The 16,066-nt window shown below is 66.6% G+C and carries 16 protein-coding genes and 1 pseudogene; 12 read left to right on the plus strand and 5 right to left on the minus strand.

What is annotated here, in order from left to right:
* Positions 1-71 precede the first annotated feature (71 nt).
* Positions 72-381: pseudogene (locus WJ12_RS37130) on the minus strand (alpha/beta hydrolase); the annotation flags it as partial.
* A gap of 89 nt (positions 382-470) precedes the next feature.
* Between WJ12_RS37130 and WJ12_RS19225 the strand changes: the two are divergent.
* The gene (locus WJ12_RS19225; RefSeq protein WP_049028532.1) at positions 471-1,067 is read left to right on the plus strand and encodes a TetR/AcrR family transcriptional regulator; all 597 of its coding nucleotides are present in this window, start codon (positions 471-473) and stop codon (positions 1,065-1,067) included.
* 57 nt (positions 1,068-1,124) lie between these two features.
* Here WJ12_RS19225 and WJ12_RS19230 read toward each other — a convergent pair whose 3' ends face one another.
* The gene (locus WJ12_RS19230) at positions 1,125-2,837 is read right to left on the minus strand and encodes a hybrid sensor histidine kinase/response regulator (RefSeq protein ID WP_059562295.1); all 1,713 of its coding nucleotides are present in this window, start codon (positions 2,835-2,837) and stop codon (positions 1,125-1,127) included.
* Positions 2,838-3,147: 310 nt separating this feature from the next.
* Complete coding sequence (locus WJ12_RS19235) at positions 3,148-3,786, minus strand: response regulator (protein WP_049028533.1); 639 nt, start codon at positions 3,784-3,786, stop codon at positions 3,148-3,150.
* A gap of 529 nt (positions 3,787-4,315) precedes the next feature.
* Between WJ12_RS19235 and WJ12_RS19240 the strand changes: the two genes are divergently transcribed.
* The 7 genes from WJ12_RS19240 to WJ12_RS19270 all read left to right on the plus strand — a co-directional run bounded on the left by WJ12_RS19240 (position 4,316) and on the right by WJ12_RS19270 (position 10,605).
* Positions 4,316-6,268 (plus strand): sensor histidine kinase, encoded by a 1,953-nt coding sequence (locus WJ12_RS19240; protein ID WP_236871761.1) that lies wholly within the window; start codon positions 4,316-4,318, stop codon positions 6,266-6,268.
* A gap of 117 nt (positions 6,269-6,385) precedes the next feature.
* Positions 6,386-6,952 carry a TetR/AcrR family transcriptional regulator gene (locus tag WJ12_RS19245; RefSeq protein WP_034191971.1) on the plus strand — a complete coding sequence of 189 codons (567 nt, stop codon included), beginning with the start codon at positions 6,386-6,388 and terminating at the stop codon, positions 6,950-6,952.
* 224 nt (positions 6,953-7,176) lie between these two features.
* A complete protein-coding gene (locus WJ12_RS19250; RefSeq protein WP_034191970.1) occupies positions 7,177-7,602 on the plus strand; it encodes an organic hydroperoxide resistance protein in 426 nt (141 codons plus the stop codon).
* A 58-nt stretch (positions 7,603-7,660) separates the two neighbouring features.
* Positions 7,661-8,695, plus strand: coding sequence for an alpha/beta hydrolase (locus WJ12_RS19255; protein ID WP_059562304.1), 1,035 nt, complete (start codon positions 7,661-7,663; stop codon positions 8,693-8,695).
* A gap of 268 nt (positions 8,696-8,963) precedes the next feature.
* Positions 8,964-9,335: a CidA/LrgA family protein gene (locus WJ12_RS19260; protein ID WP_034191968.1), complete on the plus strand. Its 372-nt coding sequence runs from the start codon at positions 8,964-8,966 to the stop codon at positions 9,333-9,335.
* A complete protein-coding gene (locus WJ12_RS19265) occupies positions 9,332-10,066 on the plus strand; it encodes an LrgB family protein (protein ID WP_049036691.1) in 735 nt (244 codons plus the stop codon). Before WJ12_RS19260 ends, WJ12_RS19265 begins: the two co-directional genes overlap by 4 nt.
* Positions 10,067-10,299: 233 nt before the next feature.
* Positions 10,300-10,605, plus strand: coding sequence for a hypothetical protein (locus WJ12_RS19270; RefSeq protein WP_034191966.1), 306 nt, complete (start codon positions 10,300-10,302; stop codon positions 10,603-10,605).
* Between the two features lie 88 nt (positions 10,606-10,693).
* Here WJ12_RS19270 and wrbA read toward each other — a convergent pair whose 3' ends face one another.
* Both wrbA and WJ12_RS19280 read right to left on the minus strand, forming a co-directional pair.
* Entirely contained in the window at positions 10,694-11,296 is a 603-nt protein-coding gene (gene wrbA / locus WJ12_RS19275) for an NAD(P)H:quinone oxidoreductase (protein ID WP_034191965.1), read from the minus strand.
* A 61-nt stretch (positions 11,297-11,357) separates the two neighbouring features.
* Positions 11,358-12,083 carry a pirin family protein gene (locus tag WJ12_RS19280; RefSeq protein ID WP_034191964.1) on the minus strand — a complete coding sequence of 242 codons (726 nt, stop codon included), beginning with the start codon at positions 12,081-12,083 and terminating at the stop codon, positions 11,358-11,360.
* A 127-nt stretch (positions 12,084-12,210) separates the two neighbouring features.
* Here WJ12_RS19280 and WJ12_RS19285 point away from each other — a divergent pair, with 127 nt between their 5' ends.
* The 4 genes from WJ12_RS19285 to WJ12_RS19300 all read left to right on the plus strand — a co-directional run bounded on the left by WJ12_RS19285 (position 12,211) and on the right by WJ12_RS19300 (position 16,048).
* On the plus strand, positions 12,211-13,128 hold the full coding sequence (locus WJ12_RS19285; protein ID WP_034191963.1) for a LysR family transcriptional regulator: 918 nt from the start codon (positions 12,211-12,213) through the stop codon (positions 13,126-13,128).
* Positions 13,129-13,222: 94 nt separating this feature from the next.
* Entirely contained in the window at positions 13,223-14,344 is a 1,122-nt protein-coding gene (locus tag WJ12_RS19290; protein WP_197423899.1) for a Fic family protein, read from the plus strand.
* 268 nt (positions 14,345-14,612) lie between these two features.
* Positions 14,613-14,981, plus strand: a complete 369-nt coding sequence (locus WJ12_RS36825) for a hypothetical protein (protein WP_231750660.1) — start codon at positions 14,613-14,615, stop codon at positions 14,979-14,981.
* Positions 14,978-16,048 (plus strand): lysozyme inhibitor LprI family protein, encoded by a 1,071-nt coding sequence (locus tag WJ12_RS19300; protein WP_082744789.1) that lies wholly within the window; start codon positions 14,978-14,980, stop codon positions 16,046-16,048. The genes WJ12_RS36825 and WJ12_RS19300 overlap by 4 nt, the downstream gene beginning before the upstream one ends.
* Positions 16,049-16,066: the final 18 nt, after the last annotated feature.

Consider the following 16,066-nt stretch of genomic DNA (forward strand, 5'->3'; position numbering starts at 1 on the left):
TGCGACCGATATTGCCTGATGCCCGTTTCATCTAGCGCGCCTTTGGCGGCGCTGCCGTGTTGCACATGTGTTCACTGCGACCGGATCCACGCTTCGATCGGGCCGAGCGTGCCGGGCGCATACACATGGCGCCCGAGCGCCGTGTACGGACCGATCTTCCACTGCGGCCAGTCCGACTCGAGCGGGTAATCGAACCAGCCGGCGCGCAGCAGCCCGTGCGTCGCGCCCGGCACCACGACGACGCGCCGGATCGACGTGGCTATCCAGCGCGCCCCACCCGGCCAGCACGGGCCCCTGCCTCGTCGCGAGCGCCTGCGATGCATCTTCCAGATAGTCGCGCTCGGCGGCCAGTGTCGCATCGATCCGGTCCGATTGCAGGCCGCCTTGACGCCCGCAGCCCATCGCCATGATAATAGATCGACTGATCAGTCTAATAAATATTAGAGCGATCGTCATGTACGGAGTTCCCGTTGAGAAAGATCGATCCTGAAAGAGTGGAAGCGAAGCGGCGCCAGATTCTGGATGCCGCCATCGACTGTTTTGCGCGCGACGGCTTTCATGCGACGTCCACGGCCGCGATCTGCAAGGCGGCCGGGATGAGCCCCGGCAACCTGTTTCACTATTTCCCGACCAAGGCGGCGATCGTCGAGGCCGTCGCACAGGAAGACCAGCGCGAGATGGCCGAGCTGTTCGCGCGGCATGCGAACGCCGACGATGCGCTGACCGCGATCGAGGAGATCGCGCTGGCGCTGATGGAACTGTCGAGCGATCCCGTCTATGCGCGCATCAGCATCGAGACCGCGGCCGAGGCGACGCGCAATCCGGAGGTCGCGGCATTGTTCGCGGCGAACGAGGCGCAGGTGAAAGGGCGGATGGTCGCGCTGATCAAGCGCGGTGTGGCGCAAGGGACGATCGACGGGAGCCTGAAGCCGGATCTCGTCGCGACGTGGTTGCTCGCGCTCACGGAAGGCGCGGTCGGGCGGGTCGTATTCGAGCCGGGATTCAAGCCGCGCGCGCATCGCGCGATGCTGCGGACGATCATCCGGCGGATGCTGCGGCCGCAGTGACGATCGCTGTCCCGATACCGCGCGGCACCCTCGCCGTCGCGCGTTTCGGTCCTGGTCTCATCTGCCCTTCGGCGCACCCAGGCAGCGCATGATTGCCGAGCGCAGCTTGTCGCTCGGCACCGGCTTGTGCAGCAGCATGAAGCCGCCGTGCTGCGATCGGCCGGGCCGGCGCGCGGTGGTGTCGCCGGTGATCAGCATCGCGGGAATGACCGCGTTGAATTCTTCGCGAATCCGTGTGATCGCGCCGATTCCGTTCTCGTCGCCGCGCAGGTGCAAATCGCAGATCAACAACGTCGGGGGTACGTCGCCGGTCGCCAGAAGCGCGATCGCGTCGTCGACCGACGGCGCCACGACGACGCGGTATCCCCAGCGGGTGAGCAGGATCGACATGCCCGCGCGGATGGCCGCTTCGTCGTCGATCACCACGACGAGGTGCGCCGCGGCCGCGGCGGCCTCGTCGAAGGCGAACTCGTCGACGGTGGTCGCGGGCGGTTTCACGACCGCGTCCACTCGTACCAGGCGCAGTTCGAAGCACGAGCCCTGCCCGGGCGCCGAGCGCAGTGCCAGCGGGCACTCGAGCAGCTCCGCCAGGCGCCGTACGATCGCCAGGCCGAGGCCCACGCCCTGTTCGTGGCCGCGGTCGCGATGGGGCAACTGGTAGTAGTCGTCGAACACGCGGCTTTGCTGATCGGCGGGAATGCCGCGCCCGGTATCGATCACTTGCAGGCGGACATGCGTGTGTGTGCGCCGGCAGCCCACCACGATCCGTCCCGCGTCGGTATAGCGCACCGCGTTGGACAGCAGGTTGCGCGCGATCCGCTCGATCAGCACCGGATCGGAGTCGACCACCACGGTGCTCGGCACGTACGACAGGTGCAGCCCCTTCGCGCGCGCGTCGACGGCTACGTCCCGGCACACCCGCTCCAGCACCGAATCGATCGCGAACGGCCTGCGATGCACGGGCACGACACCGGCATCGAGCCGCGAGATGTCCAGGATCGCGGTGAACAGCTCGTCCATCGCATTGACGGACTGGTCGATGCGTTCGACGAGCAGCGCGCCATCGACGGGCATCGGCACGTGCCGCAATGCGCCGACGAACAGGCTCAATGCGTGGACGGGCTGGCGGAGGTCATGGCTTGCCGCCGCGAGAAAGCTCGATTTGACGCGCACGGCTTCCGCGGCGAGATCCTTCTGCTGCCGGAAGTTTTCGGCCAGTTGAGCGGCCTGCTGGCGCGCGTGTTCGGCGGTCCGTTGCGCATGGATGAGCTGCAACTGCATCTCGATCTGGTTGCGCAGCTCTTCGACCAGCCGGATGTACCGCTCCGAATAGGCGTTTTCCTTGCAGTCGAGCAGGCAGATCGTGCCGAACGTCGTCATGTCCGGCCAGCGGATCGGCAGGCCGAGATACGAAACCATATTCACGCGCAGATCCGGATTGTTTCTCCAGCGTTCCGATCGTCGCGCGTTCGGCACGACCAACGAGCGGCCGCTCTCGATCACCGCTTCGCAATAAAGCCCCGATCCGTGCAGCTCGGCCGATTCGCCCGGATAGAACGGATTGCCTTCGGATCGGCTCGCCACCAGCACGCGGATGTCTTTTCCGACGTTGCGCATGATCAGCGCGGCCGGCACGCCGACGATTTCCGCCATCAGGTCGACGAGACGCTGCCAGCGCGCGATCACGTCGGCGGCCAGGTCGAACGGGACGTCCGAGGCTGCCGAAACGATCGGCGGCGGGGCTTCGGGTGATTCGTCGGCGCGCGTCATGCACGGGCTCCTCGGGTATCACGCCCCGGACCCGGAGCCCGCATGCGGTATCGCGACCGGGTCCGGCGGTCGGCGTCGGTGCCGCGCCCGTTCATTGCCACGTGAATGCACATGAATGTCCGTCAAGTGTCGTTCATTGCGTGTGAGGCGAATTGCAATCGCGCGCGTCGCACGCGGGTGCATCGGGGAGTCGGAGGATCGCGCCACGATTCGTGTCTCGGGGCGGGGTTGTCATCAACGCCCCCGTTTGCGTCGAGGATGCAGAAAAAATTTAGGCGATCCCCGCCGGCAACGCAATTCGCGCTTCCGGTCAGATGAGTCCGGCCTTCCTGCCGACGGCAGCCGCCTGCGTGCGATTGATCACGTTCAACGCCTTGAAGATCGCAGTGATGTGCGCCTTGACGGTTTTTTCCGACAGGCCGAGCTTGCGGGCGATGACTTTGTTCGGCATGCCTTCCGCAAGATAGCGCAGCACTTCGATCTGGCGGTGCGTCAGCAACTCGTCGCGCGAAAGCGTCGTCGCCCCGGCGCTGTCCGGCTGCTGTGTCGCGTGTTCGTCGAGTACGAGCGGTGGCACGTAACGCTCGCCGCTGAGCGCGATCCGGATGGCAGACAGCAGCGTATGCGGGCTGGCCGATTTCGGCACGTAGCCCATCGCGCCTTGCGTGAATGCGGCGCGCACGGCGCCCGGATCTTCCGACGACGACAGCACGATGACGGGCAGCCCCGGGCGCATCTTCGCGAACACGGCGAGCGCGTCGATCCCGTCCATGCCTCGCAGCTTCAAGTCGAGCACGATGGCGTCGAGGTCTGCGTGCAGGTTGAGCAGGTGCAGCGCGTCATCGGCGCTGCTCGCCTGAACGACGATCATGTCGGCGTCTTCCCGACGCAGCAGCATCTCCACGCCGTCACGCAGGAGCGCGTGATCGTCGACGATCAGTATTTTCATGGGCGCGATGGGCTGTGGGAAAGCCGACGCCTATCCGATAGGAAAGAACAGGATTGTACAAGACGAAAGTCGTAATACTAACGTCCTGCTTATCCGGTATTTCCCCTGCGTCGAATGTCGCGTTTACATTCCGTTTGAAAAGGTCGAGACTCCATCGCGGCAGTGGCTAATGGCAGGCGATTCAGGCGGCGCCGTGCTGCGACCGTCGGCGTACGTCTGCCGCTGAATGCCGACTGAAACCCAGGTGTATCGCAGTGCGAAGCAAGCGTGTGGCGGAAGGCCGTCGAAAGTCGTCGCACGGGAGCCGTTGAATCGGATATTTCACGATGAAATAAGCATGATGAAACGGCGTGTTTTTTTCCATGTGTCATTCGATGGCGAGGCCATTGATTTCGATTGTGCGTCAATTGATGCCGGCGATGAGTGTTGTCAACGGAAATGACGTAATTCAGGAATCGAACGTGACGTATCCATGTCCCACCGGCGATGCCGAATCGGGTGTGCTCCGTAGCCGAAGCGGACGGGCGCCATGAGCTTCGATGGCCTCTCGATCCAACAGCGGATGGGCATCGGCTTCGTGCTCGTCGTGATGCTGACGATCGTGGCGTGTGGAACGATCGTCCTGGAAAGCTACCGGCAATACCGGCAGGGGAGCCTCGATTTGCGCGATTTCGGGCGGGTCGAGCGCGCGATGGTCGCGGCGAACCTGATTTCGGCCGAACGCTGGCCGGCCAACACGCTGCTTGCGTTGCAGCGGCGCGACCCGGCGGCGGACGTGCAGGCCGTAAGCGATGCACGGATGCGCTCGAACCTGGCACTCGACGCGCTTCGAACGGAAATCGCGCAGGCGGCGACCCTCGAGGCACCCGAGCGGCGGATCGCGTTGCGTGCGTTCGAGTCGATCCGCGCGGAACTGGACGGCGCCCGTGGCGAAGTCGACGCGCTCGCGGCGCAGCCGCTGACGGCGCGCACGGTGTGGCAGGTTCAGGCGGCGCAAGACCGGATGTTCGCGGTCGCCGACGATCTCGCGTCACTGGCCGACGACGTCATGGCCGGCACGGCAATGCGCAATCCGGCGACGTCGGGTTTGTTGATGCTCGCGCACCTGCTTGGCGACCTGCGCGAATATACCGGCCGGCTCGGCTCGCTGTTCGTCGCGTCGCTGATCAAGCGCGAGCCGATCGGCGAGGAGCGGCTCGCGAGCATCATCCAGATGCGCGGACGCATCATGCAGCTGCGCGCGTTGATCGCCGGCGCGATCGCGCCGCTGCTCGCCGACACGACGCTCGCAAACGACTTCGCACGACTGAACGACACGCTGGACGGCAGCTTCCTGCCGCTGGTCGCGGCGACGATACGAGCGAGCCGGACGGGTGCGTATGCGATGAGCGTCGAGGACTTCGCGCGGCGGATCATGCGCGATCTCGGGGCGTCGGAGCAACTGCGCGACCGCGTGATCGAAATGACGAGCGCGCGCACCGTCGAGTTGCGCGATGCCGCCCGCGTCAGGATGGCGCTATCCGTCGCCCAAGCGGCGCTGTGCACGTTGATCCTGTTCCTGCTCGTGCGCGGCACACAGCGGACGCTGTCGAAGCCGCTCGCCGAGCTGAGCCGGCGCATCGTCGCGCTGAGCCAGGGCGATGTGTCGCCGATCGCCCGGGTGCCGGGCGCGAGCCCGGAGATCGGGCGGGTGAACGACGCACTGGACATGCTGCGCGGCGCCTACGTTCGCCGTTCGGTGCTCGAGCGGCAGCGCAGCGACATGCTGACGCTGTTCTCGCATGACATGCGCGCGCCGCTCACGTCGGTCGTCGTGCTGGTGAATGCGCCCGCCGAATGCCCGTCCGGCTGCACCCTGCGCGAGCGCCTGCATGAAATCGGCAGGCTGGCGTGCCATACGCTGGCGATGGCCGACGGTTTCGCGCAGGTCTCGAGGGCGGAGGCGGGCGAGTGCGTGTCGGAGCTCGTCAACGTCGCTGACCTGATGAATCAGGCACGGGATGAAATCTGGCCGCGCGCGCAGGAAAAGCGGATTGCCGTCGAGGACGTGCCGCGTTGCGACGAAGCGCTCGTGTACGGCGACCCGGCACTGCTGTCGCGCGCGCTGGCCAACCTGCTCGGTAACGCCGTCGAGTACAGCGCACCCGATACTCGTATCGAGTGCACGGTCGAACTGACCAAGGATCGCGCGTCGGTGCGCTGCATCATCCGCGACCACGGTTACGGGATCGCCGCCAGCGAGCAGGCGCATCTGTTCGAGCGTTATCGGCGCTTTCGCCTGCAAGGGCAGCCCTACACGAAGGGCGTCGGGCTCGGAATGGCGTTCGCCAAGGCGGTCGTCGATCGGCATCGCGGCGAGATTCGCGTGGACAGCGCGGCCTGGCAGGGCACGACGGTAGTGCTGAGCTTGCCCGTGGCCGGGGCGGACGACGCGGCGGAAAGCGCGAACCGCGAGACGCTGGCCGAACCCGTCCCGGGCTGAGGGCCGGCGGCGGCGAGCCGGTCGGTGCGCTCGCCGGGGCGCCAGATTTTCAGACTTTTCATGGTGCCCCGAAAAAAGTCCTTGACTGTCTATCTATGAGTAGATAAAGTTCGATCCATGGAAACGAAACCGACCGTCCGCGAACAGATTCTCGATCACGCGATCACGCTGATGATGCTGCGCGGTTACAACGGCTTCAGCTATCGAGACCTGTCCGACCTGGTGGGCGTGAAGACGTCGAGCATCCACTACTACTTCCCGTCGAAGGACGATCTGGTGCTGGAAGCGGTGGCGGTGTACAGCGACGAAGTCCTCGCGGCCATGCGGACGATCGATCCGGCATTGCCGGCCGACGTGAAGCTGAGCCTGTACACGAAGATGTTCGGCCGCACGCTCGGCGACGGCAACCTGATCTGCCTGTGCGGGATGCTCGCGGCCGATATCGAAACGCTGCCGGAGAACGTGCGGCAGGCCGTGCAGGCGTTCTTCAAGGCCAACGAAAGCTGGCTGGCGGCATTGCTGGCGCAGGGCGCGAAGGAAGGTACGCTGCAGTTCAGCGGCGAACCCGATACGGCCGCGCGCACGTTGTACGCGGCGTTTCAGGGTAGCGTGCTGGCCAGCCGGCTGTTTCACACGCGGGCGCGCCTCGAGGATGTCGAGGCCGTCTGGAAGGCGCGGTCCTGACGGACCGCGCGGGTAGCAGGGCGGTTCGCCGCCGTTTTATTGGTTCTTGTTGTCTATTTAGTAATAGATAGACAATCGGCGCAGAGGGTAATGCTTCTGTATTTTTTGGGGATGCTTGTCTATCTATGAGTAGATAAACAAGCGCGGGACCGGCGGAAAAAGCCGACGGCACGCGATCCCCGGTTCGAAGGTTGTTTCGTTCATTTACTGCAAAGGAGTCTGTCATGTCGATCGAAAAAGTGTTGTACCGCGCCCATGCAAAAGCCACCGGCGGCCGTGACGGTCGTGCGACGGTGCCCGAAAGCGGTCTCGACCTGAAGCTGACCACGCCGCGCGAACTCGGCGGCGCGGGCGGCGCAGGCGCGAACCCCGAGCAGCTGTTCGCCGCCGGCTACAGCGCGTGCTTCATCGGCGCGATGAAGTTCGTCGCGGCCCGCGACAAGATCGCGATGCCCGCGGACGCCGCCATCGAAGGCAGCGTCGGCATCGGCGCGATCCCGAACGGTTTCGGCATCGAAGTCGAGCTGAAGATCTCGCTGCCGGGCCTCGATCGCGACGTCGCGCAAACGCTGATCGACCGTGCGCACGTCGTCTGCCCGTACTCGAACGCGACGCGCGGCAACATCGACGTCACGCTCACGCTTCTCTAATCAATCGCATTCCGAATCATTTGTCGTCATTCAACCGCGAACGCCAAGGAACACCATCATGAAGATCGTCAAGCCGCTGCTGATCGCCGCCGCCGTTGCGGCCGCGCTGTCCACCGCCCCCGCCGCATTCGCGGCCGGCGCCGATACCATCCGTCCCGATACGAAGACGAGTGCGTTCCTCGCCGTGCTGAACGGCCAGAAGGGCCCGGGCCTCGAAACGCTGAGCCCCGCGAAGGCGCGTCAGGTGCTGGTCGATGCGCAGAACGGCGTAAAGGTGGACCTGTCCGGCATCGACGTGTCGAACCGCACGATCGAGCAGGACGGCCTGTCGGTACCCGTCACGATCGTGCGCCCGCAAGGCGCGACGGGCACGCTGCCGGTCTTCGTGTTCATCCACGGCGGCGGCTGGGTACTCGGCGACTTCCCGACGCACGAGCGCCTCGTGCGCGATCTCGTCGTGCAGTCGGGCGCCGTCGCGGTGTTCGTGAACTACACGCCGTCGCCGGAAGCGCATTACCCGGTCGCGATCAACCAGGCCTATGCGGCGACGAAGTGGGTGGCCGCGCATGGCGCCGAGATCGGTGTCGACGGCAGCCGCCTCGCGGTGGTCGGCAACAGCGTCGGCGGGAACATGGCGGCCGTCGTGGCGTTGATGGCGAAGGACAAGGGCGGCCCCGCGATCCGCTTCCAGGGGCTGATGTGGCCGGTCACGGACCACAACTTCAATACGGGCTCGTACAACGCGTACCAGCAGGGCCACTTCCTGACGCGGCCGATGATGAAGTGGTTCTGGGACGCCTACACGAAGAACGAAGCGCAACGCAACGAGATCTACGCGTCGCCGCTGCGCGCGAGCACCACGCAGTTGACGGGCCTGCCGCCCGCGCTGATCCAGGTGGCGCAGTTCGACGTGCTGCGCGACGAAGGCGAAGCGTATGGCCGCAAGCTCGACGCGGCCGGCGTGGATGCGACGACCACGCGCTACGACGGCACGATCCACGATTTCGGTTTGCTGAACGCGCTGGCCGACGATGCACCGACGAAAGCCGCGACGAAGGCGATGGCCAACGAAATCGCGACGCGGTTGAAGTAACGCGGCGGGCGCGTACGCGCGCCGCAAGCGTCGCGGTGCGTGTGCGAACGGAACGAAGGCGGGCGTATGCCCGCCTTTTTTGCATGCGACCGGCGCGCGGTTGGGGCGGTGAAGCACGACGGTGTCCGCAGGGGCGACACGGTCGAGCCGGGATCGTGCGATTGCGCCGTCGCGACCGGCGGCCGGCAATGTTGGTACGATCGCGCGTATCGTCCATGCCGGCGCGGCAAGCCGCCGGCCCGGCGCAACCATTCGGGAGAAGCGGTTCATGTTGCAGGCGTTCGCGGTCTTGCTGATCTTCCAGTGTCTCGGCGAAGGCGTGTCCTATCTGTTCGGCCTGCCGGTGCCGGGCCCCGTGATCGGCATGCTGCTGCTGTTCGGCTTCGTGATGCTGCGCCCGCAGGTGGCCGATGCGATCGAGCCGACCGCGCTCGAGCTGCTGCGCCATCTGTCGCTGCTGTTCGTGCCGGCCGGCGTTGGCATCATGGTGTCGGCCGATCGCGTGCGCGGCGATGCGGTCGCGGTCGTCGTCGCGCTGGCCGTCAGCACCACGCTGGCGATCGCGGTGACGGCGCTCGTCACGCGTGCGCTGCTGCGGCGCCAGCGCCGCGCGGGCGGCAACGCGGAGGGCGTGCAATGACGGCCTTCCCGAAACTCGGCGCGATCTGGGTCTATCTCGCCGCGACCCCGCTGCTCGGCCTGACCATCACGCTGGTCGCGTATCTGTTCGCGCAGGCCGTCTATGCGCGGGCGCGCTTCAACCCGCTCGCGAACCCGGTGCTGATCGCGGTCGCGCTGATCGTCGTGCTGCTGACGATCACGCATACGCCGTATCCGACGTATTTCGAAGGCGCGCAGTTCGTCCACTTCCTGCTCGGCCCCGCGACCGTCGCGCTCGCGCTGCCGCTGTACCGCCAGTGGCCGAAGCTGCGGCGCACCGCGCTGCCGCTGCTCGTCGGCCTGCTCGCGGGCTCGCTGACCGCGATCGTGTCGGCGGTCGGCATCGCCGCGCTGTTTGGTGCGTCGGGCCAGACGATCGCGTCGCTCGCGCCGAAATCGGCGACGACGCCGATCGCGATGGCGGTCGCCGCCGAGATCGGCGGCATTCCGTCGCTCACCGCCGTGCTCGTGATTTCGACCGGGATTTTTGGCGCGGTGTGCGCACGTGGCATCCTCAATCTGCTGCGGGTCGACGAGCCGGCCGTGCGCGGCTTCGCGCTCGGCGTCGCGTCGCACGGTATCGGTACCGCGCGCGCGTTCCAGGTCAGCGAGGAGGCCGGCGCGTTCGCCGGGCTCGGGATGGGGCTGAACGGCGTGCTGACGGCCTTCGTCGTCCCGATCCTGCTGCCGGTGTTGTCGCGCTGGATCTGAACGCGCGCCGGTCGGCCGCGGGCTATCGGTTTCCCTGATGGCGCGGATGGCAGGCCGAAAGGACGGCCCGTGCCGCGTGCACGTATCGTTGTCGTTATCAGGAGAATTCAGGAACGCACACGGACATTTGCGCGGCGATCGGCTAACGTTGCATCGGCGCCGTTGTCGCAAGCCGTCGCGTGCGCGCCGGTGTCCGATAATCCACAATCAACACTCGACAAGGAGATCCGGCCATGAAGCAGTCTCGCGTGGTTTCGGTGGCAGCAGCAGTAGCGGCGTCGTGCGGTCTGTTGTTGACCGCCGTGCCGGCGGCATACGCGCAGGATCCGGCGTCCGCACCGACGCAGAAGCAGCTCGACAAGGCGCAGAAGAAGGCGGCGCGCAAGGCGGCCCGTGCGCGGCACGCGTCGGACCTGAAGGCGATCGGCACCGGCAGCGGTTACCGGCTGACCAACGACCAGAGCAACTATCCGCAGAACGCCGTGCAGAAGGCGCCCGCGACGAAGGCGGCGCCGGCCGCGCCGGCTTCGGGCCAGTAACGCCCGCCAGCCCTGCACAGGACGAACGGCGCCGGTCGAACCGGCGCCGTTCGTTCGTGCGCAACGGCAGCGGCGCGAGGCCGCCGCGTTACGACGCGAGCTTGCTGGCGATTTCCGCGACGTGCTTGCCCTGGTAGCGCGCGATGTCGAGTTCGTTCGCGCTCGGCTGGCGGCTGCCGTCCGCGCCCGCGAGCGTCGTCGCGCCGTACGGCGTGCCGCCGGTGATTTCGTTCATGTTGACGAGCCCGCTGCACGCATACGGCACGCCCACGATCACCATCCCGTGGTGCAGCAGCGTCGTGTGGAACGACGTGATCGTCGTTTCCTGGCCGCCGTGCTGCGTGCCGGTCGATGCGAACACGCTGCCGATCTTGCCGACGAGCGCGCCCTTCATCCACAGGCCGCCCGTCTGGTCGAGGAACGTGCGCATCTGGCCGGCCATGTTGCCGAAGCGGGTCGGCGTGCCGAAGATGATGGCGTCGTAGTCGGCGAGTTCGTCCACCGTGGCGACCGGCGCGGCCTGGTCGACCTTCACGCCGATCGCGCGGGCCTGGTCGACGGGGATCGTTTCCGGCACGCGCTTGAGCGTGACCTCGACGCCGGGCACCGATTTCGCGCCCTCGGCGATGTGCTGCGCCATCGTTTCGACGTGCCCGTAGGACGAGTAGTAAAGAACCAGAACCTTGGCCATGTTGCGAATCTCCGATTAAAAAGGCCCCGCATTCAGCGGGGCCCGGTTTCCCGAACGGGCGTCATGCCCACTCGGCCGTCACTTCGACCGGACGCAGGTCGAACACCAGCACTTCGGCATCCTGGCCGTCGGCGATCGTCAGCGCCTGTTCGCCGCGGATGCGCGCGCCGTCGCCTTCGCCGAGCGTCACGCCGTTGACCGTCACGCTGCCGCGCGCCACGTGCACGTAAGCAAAGCGGCTCGGGTCAAGTTCCAGCGTCGTGCGCTCATCGCCGTCGAACAGGCCCGCGTAAATCCGCGTGTCCTGCCGGATCTTCAGCGAACCGGCGTCGCCGTTCGGCGACACGACGAGGGCGAGCTTGCCGCGCTTGTCGTCGGCCGCGACATTCGTCTGCTGATAACGCGGCTCGGCACCCTTTTCGGCCGGCCCGACCCAGATCTGCAGGAAGTGGACCGGCGTGTCCGGCGAGTGGTTGAACTCGCTGTGGCGCACGCCCGTGCCCGCGCTCATCAACTGCACGTCGCCCGGCACGATCACCGAACCGGTGCCCATCGAGTCCTTGTGTTCCAGCGCGCCGTCGAGCACGTACGACAGGATTTCCATGTCGCGGTGCGGGTGCGTGCCGAAGCCGCGGCCCGGCGCGACGCGGTCGTCGTTGATCACGAGCAGGTCGGAGAAGCCGACTTGCTTCGGATCGTAGTAATTCGCGAACGAAAACGTATGACGGGAGCTGAGCCAGCCATGCTCCGCACGGCCACGTTGGTTTGCTGCACGGATTTCGATCATGATTTTTTCCTTGAAGTCGCCGGACCTCGGAAGTGGGCCCGGCCGTTCGTTGAGATGAATCTTAGGTCAATCGATTTGACAAATAAATGGCTGTAGAGATAATGACTGTCGCTATGGAGTGGACAATATGGAACTCAACGACCTGAGGATCTTCGTCGCGACCGTCGATGCGGGCAGCTTCACGGCGGCGGCCGACCAACTGATGCTGTCCAAGCAGTTCGTCAGCCGGCGCACGATGGCGCTGGAGGCGTCGCTCGGCGTGCGGCTCCTGCACCGCAATACGCGCAATCTCGCGGTGACCGAATCGGGGCAGGAGTTTTATGCGCGCGCGCAGCGCATCCTGGCGGAGATCGCCGACGCCGAGCAGGCGATGTCGGTGCGCAGCACCGAGCTGCACGGCTCGCTGAAGATCAGCGCGCCGCTGTCGTTCGGGATCACCCACGTGTCGCCGCTGATCGCCGAATTCCTGTCCGCGCACCCGGCCGTGCGGCTGAACCTCGACCTGACCGACCGGCGCGTCGACCTGATCGGCGAAGGGTTCGACCTCGTGCTGCGGATCGGCTCGCTCGAGGATTCGACGCTGATCGCCCGCCCGCTGGGCGCGTGGCGGATGATCGCGTGCGCGAGCCCCGCGTACCTGAAGCGGCAGGGCACGCCGCAGACACCGGCCGATCTCGCCGGTCACACTTGCCTGCTGTACGGGCGCGAGCGGCGCGTCGGCTGGGAATTCCGCGTCGACGGCGCGTCACGCACGTTCGACGTGCAGGGGCCGCTCGTCGCGAACAACGGCGAAGTGGTGCGCGACGCGGCGATCGCGGGGCTTGGCATCGCGCTGCTGCCGCACTTCATCGTCGGCGCGGCGCTCGACAGCGGCGCGCTCGTGCCGGTGCTCGACGCGTACGTGCCGCCGCCGATCACGCTCAATGCGGTGTTCCCGCAGCATCGGGAAGGGTTCGTCACGCTGCGCACGTTCATCGGATTTCTTGCCGAGCGGCTCGGCGACGCGCCGCCGCCCGGGAAGCGCGACGCGGGCCGGACGCGATAGCAGGCCACCGTGCGGTGAATAGCGCGCATATTCTCCGCAAAATATGCGGAGAATATTGAGCCATGCGGTGGATTGGTGGGATAATCTCCGCATCATGAGCGGAGATTACACTTTCATCTGGGAATCGGCCGATTGGCCGGCGTGGCGCTTCGACCTTCCGGCACTCGCGACGCCGCTGGCCGACGTCAGCCGCGCGCAAGGCATGCTGGCCGGGCGGCTGGCGGACATCGGCCTCGCGCTGCGCGACGAGGCGAGCCTGGCCGCGTTGACGGAGGACGTCGTCAAGACCAGCGCGATCGAGGGCGAAACCCTGAACGTCGCATCGGTCCGCTCGTCGATCGCGCGCCGGCTCGGGGTCGACATCGGCGCGCTGGCGCCGGTCGACCGCCACGTCGAGGGCGTCGTCGACATGGTGCTGGACGCGACGATCCATGCGGCGGCGCCGGTGACCGAGGTGCGCCTGTTCGGGTGGCATGCGGCGCTGTTCCCGACCGGCTATTCGGGATTGTCGCGAATCACGGTCGGCGGATGGCGCACGGATGCGAGCGGGCCGATGCAGGTGGTGTCCGGCCCGATCGGCCGGCAGCGCGTGCATTTCGAGGCGCCGCCGGCCGCGCGCCTGACGCACGAGATCGCGCGCTTTCTCGCGTGGCTCAATGCCGAACCGGCCGAGCCGTTGCTGATCCAGGCCGGCCTGGCCCATCTGTGGTTCGTCACGCTCCACCCGTTCGACGACGGCAACGGCCGTATCGCGCGTGCGCTCGGCGATCTGGTCCTGGCGCGCGCCGACCGGAGTCCGCAGCGTTTCTACAGCCTGTCGGCGCAGATCCAGCGCGAGCGCAATGCGTACTACGACGTGCTGGAGCGCACGCAGCGCGGTTCGCTCGACGTCACGGAATGGCTCGCGTGGTTCCTGGATACCCTCGGCAGGGCGATCGATCACGCACACACGACGCTCGACGCGGTGCTGGTGAAGGCGCGCTTCTGGCAGCGCTGTGCGGGCTTCGCGATGAACGCGCGCCAGGCCAAGGTGATGAATCGCCTGCTCGACGGTTTCGAGGGGAAGCTGACGACGACCAAGTGGGCGGCCCTCGCGAAGTGCTCGCAGGACACCGCGCTGCGCGACATCGCGGAACTCGTCGAACACGGCGTGCTGCGCCGTTCGTCGTCCGGCGGCCGGAGCACGAGTTACGAGCTGGCGCCGTTCGACGGCTGATACCCGTTCGCGCGCTCGACGGCACGGCATCTACGCGAAAAGGCCGACTTGTGGCGTGTGGTTTCTCGGCTCATCCCGCGGGCCAATCCGATCGGCTATTTCGTCGGACCGAGGATCCGGGAGGCCGGCAAGCGCCACAACGCGATCACGCGACCCGACCCGTTCAAGGGCCACTGCAGCCGCCGCGCGCTCGAACAGGTCGTTGCGTGCGCATCGATCCTGTTCCTGATTGCCGGCGTTCGCAAGCATCACCGTCGCCGCGTCGGACGTGCTCGACAAGGTCCGGCTGCGCGCGTGGCTGAAGGCGTCGCCGCGCACGATCCAGCGCGCAAAAGGCATCGTGCGCGTGGCCGATGCGCAGGGGGCAGTCGCCGCGCGAAGCGGCGGGCGCGATGGTGTTCATCGGAATCTTCCATCGCGCGACGCAAGCCGTATTGCGCGACGGCATCGTGCAACGCAGCGTGGCTGCCGGAACGGTTGCAATGACATCGAACGTCGATTGATCGGCGTCGCGCATCCGGGTTACGCTTCGGCGGGCGGCGGCATGCGCCGCATGCCGGGCCGGGCGTTTTTACCTCGAATGTCGCGTGCAGGTAGCTTCTACGGGCGCGCGACCCAGCGACGATCAAGCCGATGACTATCCAGAACCGATCGAATCCGCGCGAACACGCCGCGATTTCCGCATCCAGCGTGCGACGCACGCCTCTGCCATTCGTCGCGGCGGCCGCGCTGCTGACGCTGCTGCCGATTGCCGCGCAGGCGGCCGGCTTCGACTGCGCGAAGGCCGCCTCGCCGGCCGAGAAGACGATCTGTGCGGATACCGCCCTGTCGAAGCTGGACGGCGACCTGTCGGCCGCGTGGAAGCGGGCGCTCGCAAAAGGCGGCGATACGGCCGCGCTGAAGGCCGCGCAATTGAAGTGGCTGAAGCAGCGCGACCAGTGCGGCAGCGATGCACCCTGCCTCGGCGACCGCTATCGCGAACGGCTCGCGAGCCTGAACGGCACGCCGCTCGCCGCCGACCGCTGGCAGCAGACGTGGTACCTGACGAGCGACAACCCGTCGTTCGGTGGTGTGCTGACGTTCACCGGCACGGCGCCGCGCCTGCATTTCGAACTGAGCGGCAACAATGGCGCGAATGACGGCGGCCTCGACGGCGACATCGTGCTGCACGGCGATAGCGGCACCTATCGCCGGGACGCATGCCGGCTCGATTTCGACCGCAAGGGCGGGCGCATCCGCGTCACGCAGCAGGGCGCGGATTTCGATTGCGGTGCCGGCGCGGGTGTCGTCTACGCGGGCGACTACGTGACGGCGTCGCAGTTCCAGGCCAAACCGCCGGCCGACCTGCTGACCCTCAAGGTCGTGACCGACGCGACGCAGAATGCGGCCGCGCACAAACTGCTCGGCGGCGATTATCAGACGCTCGTCGACATGGTCAACTACAGCGCCGACGAGAAGGATCTCGACGGGCTCGATGCGCACGTGAAATCCTACTGGGTGCGCGGCATCGCGACGACCAACGCGGCGATCGTGATGCGCCGCGGCGCCGATCTGTGGATCGGGCTGCTCGTGTTCGATGCGAAGAACACCGTCCGGATGCGCTACTACACGAACGTGCCGGCGTGGAAGAAAACCGTGCCGAAGACGATCAAGGCCTGGCACGACAATCTCGACAAGGCGCTGCCGATCGACGTGATGCCGTGAGCGGGCGCCGCCGCGCGG

This window comes from Burkholderia seminalis (assembly GCF_001718535.1).
In the GTDB taxonomy this organism is placed as follows: Bacteria; Pseudomonadota; Gammaproteobacteria; order Burkholderiales; family Burkholderiaceae; genus Burkholderia; species Burkholderia seminalis.

Coding starts and splice junctions, on each gene's coding strand:
- WJ12_RS19290 (WP_197423899.1), top strand. CDS start 13,223: ATGAGCGGAGATTACACTTTCATCTGGGAATCGGCCGATTGGCCGGCG.
- WJ12_RS19230 (WP_059562295.1), bottom strand. CDS start 2,837: ATGACGCGCGCCGACGAATCACCCGAAGCCCCGCCGCCGATCGTTTCG.
- WJ12_RS19255 (WP_059562304.1), top strand. CDS start 7,661: ATGAAGATCGTCAAGCCGCTGCTGATCGCCGCCGCCGTTGCGGCCGCG.
- WJ12_RS19265 (WP_049036691.1), top strand. CDS start 9,332: ATGACGGCCTTCCCGAAACTCGGCGCGATCTGGGTCTATCTCGCCGCG.
- WJ12_RS19260 (WP_034191968.1), top strand. CDS start 8,964: ATGTTGCAGGCGTTCGCGGTCTTGCTGATCTTCCAGTGTCTCGGCGAA.
- wrbA (WP_034191965.1), bottom strand. CDS start 11,296: ATGGCCAAGGTTCTGGTTCTTTACTACTCGTCCTACGGGCACGTCGAA.
- WJ12_RS19285 (WP_034191963.1), top strand. CDS start 12,211: ATGGAACTCAACGACCTGAGGATCTTCGTCGCGACCGTCGATGCGGGC.
- WJ12_RS19300 (WP_082744789.1), top strand. CDS start 14,978: ATGACTATCCAGAACCGATCGAATCCGCGCGAACACGCCGCGATTTCC.
- WJ12_RS19245 (WP_034191971.1), top strand. CDS start 6,386: ATGGAAACGAAACCGACCGTCCGCGAACAGATTCTCGATCACGCGATC.
- WJ12_RS19235 (WP_049028533.1), bottom strand. CDS start 3,786: ATGAAAATACTGATCGTCGACGATCACGCGCTCCTGCGTGACGGCGTG.
- WJ12_RS19240 (WP_236871761.1), top strand. CDS start 4,316: ATGAGCTTCGATGGCCTCTCGATCCAACAGCGGATGGGCATCGGCTTC.
- WJ12_RS19250 (WP_034191970.1), top strand. CDS start 7,177: ATGTCGATCGAAAAAGTGTTGTACCGCGCCCATGCAAAAGCCACCGGC.
- WJ12_RS19270 (WP_034191966.1), top strand. CDS start 10,300: ATGAAGCAGTCTCGCGTGGTTTCGGTGGCAGCAGCAGTAGCGGCGTCG.
- WJ12_RS19280 (WP_034191964.1), bottom strand. CDS start 12,083: ATGATCGAAATCCGTGCAGCAAACCAACGTGGCCGTGCGGAGCATGGC.